Consider the following 2,111-nt stretch of genomic DNA (forward strand, 5'->3'; position numbering starts at 1 on the left):
GTCAGTCGTGATTGCCGTTGAAGGCAACGACGAAATCGAGTTCGAACGCTACGCACCTGAAGCGCTGGCAAAATTGAGCAGCGAAGAAGTGCGCCGCAACCTGATCCAATCCGGTTTGTGGACTGCGCTGCGCACCCGTCCGTTCAGCAAAATTCCTGCCGTCGATGCCGAGCCGTTCGCCATCTTCGTCAATGCGATGGACACAAACCCGCTGGCTGCCGATCCTACGGTCATCATCAAAGAAGCCGCCGAAGACTTCAAACGCGGCCTGTTGGTATTGAGCCGCCTGACCGATCGTAAAATCCATGTATGTAAAGTAGCAGGCTCAGACGTGCCGTCTGAAAACGCTGCCAATATCGAAACACATGAATTTGGCGGTCCGCATCCTGCCGGTTTGAGTGGCACGCACATTCATTTCATCGAGCCAGTCGGTGCGAACAAAACTGTTTGGACCATCAATTATCAAGATGTAATTGCCATTGGCCGTTTGTTTGCAACAGGCCGTCTGAACACCGAGCGCGTGATTGCCTTGGGTGGTTCTCAAGTCAACAAACCGCGTCTCTTGCGTACCGTTTTGGGTGCGAAAGTATCGCAAATTACTGCGGGCGAATTGGTTGACGCAGACAACCGCGTGATTTCCGGCTCGGTATTGAACGGCGCGATTGCACAAGGCGCGCACGATTACCTCGGCCGCTACCACAATCAGATTTCCGTTATCGAAGAAGGCCGCAGCAAAGAGCTGTTCGGCTGGGTTGCGCCACAACCGGACAAATACTCCATCACGCGCACAACCCTCGGCCATTTCCTGAAAAACAAACTCTTCAAGTTCAACACAGCCGTCAACGGCGGCGACCGCGCCATGGTACCGATCGGCACTTACGAGCGCGTAATGCCCTTGGATATTCTGCCTACCCTGCTCCTGCGCGATTTAATCGTCGGCGATACTGACAGCGCTCAGGCACTGGGTTGCTTGGAATTGGACGAAGAAGACCTCGCTTTGTGCAGCTTCGTCTGCCCGGGCAAATACGAATACGGCCCGCTGTTGCGCAAGGTGCTGGAAACCATTGAGAAGGAAGGCTGATTATGGGCTTGAAACATTTTCTTGAAAAAATCGAACCGCACTTCCTGCCGGGTGGCAAACATGAAAAATGGTATGCCCTCTACGAAGCTGCGGCGACGATTTTCTATACATCCGGCGCGGTAACGCGCAAAGCGGCCCACGTCCGCGATGCGCTCGACTCCAAGCGCATGATGATTTTGGTGTGGCTGGCTTTGTTCCCTGCCATGTTCTACGGTATGTACAACGTCGGCGTACAGGCATTCGGTGCGTTAACGCCTGATTTGCTGCAACAAAATATCGCCAACGACTGGCATTACGCCCTTGCCAACGCTTTGGGCATCAATATGTCGTCTGAAGCGGGCGTATTGGGCAAAATGCTCTTCGGCGCGATTTACTTCCTGCCGATTTACGCGACCGTATTTATCGTCGGCGGTTTCTGGGAAGTTTTGTTCGCCACCGTGCGCAAACACGAAATCAACGAAGGTTTCTTCGTAACTTCGATTTTGTTCGCTTTAATCGTTCCGCCTACGCTGCCTTTGTGGCAGGCCGCCCTGGGTATTACCTTCGGCGTGGTGGTTGCGAAAGAGGTGTTCGGTGGTACAGGTAAAAACTTTATGAACCCTGCTCTGGCAGGCCGTGCCTTCTTGTTCTTCGCTTATCCTGCCAATATTACCGGCGACACCGTTTGGACGGCGGTTGACGGCTATTCCGGTGCCACTGCTTTGGCGCAATGGGCGGCACACGGTGCAGACGGCCTGAAAAACGCTGTAACCGGTCAAAACATCTCTTGGATGGATGCGTTTATCGGTAACGTGCCCGGCTCAATCGGCGAAGTATCCACTTTGGCGCTCTTAATCGGCGGCGCGTTTATCGTGTTCACCCGCATTGCCTCTTGGCGCATTATCGCCGGCGTGATGATCGGTATGATTGCCATGTCTTCTCTGTTTAACTTCATCGGTTCGGACACCAACGCCATGTTCTCCATGCCTTGGTACTGGCACTTGGTGGTCGGCGGCTTCGCCATCGGTATGCTGTTTATGGCGACCGACCC

2 protein-coding genes are annotated in these 2,111 nt (G+C 53.9%); both read left to right on the plus strand.

The window, feature by feature from the left end:
• On the plus strand, window positions 1–1,081 hold a 1,081-nt coding region (locus ACTHSP_RS19960), incomplete at its 5' end, for a Na(+)-translocating NADH-quinone reductase subunit A (protein ID WP_440346769.1).
• 2 nt (window positions 1,082–1,083) lie between these two features.
• On the plus strand, window positions 1,084–2,111 hold a 1,028-nt coding region (locus ACTHSP_RS19965), incomplete at its 3' end, for an NADH:ubiquinone reductase (Na(+)-transporting) subunit B (protein WP_440346770.1).

Source organism: Neisseria sp. P0001.S005 (assembly GCF_051963715.1).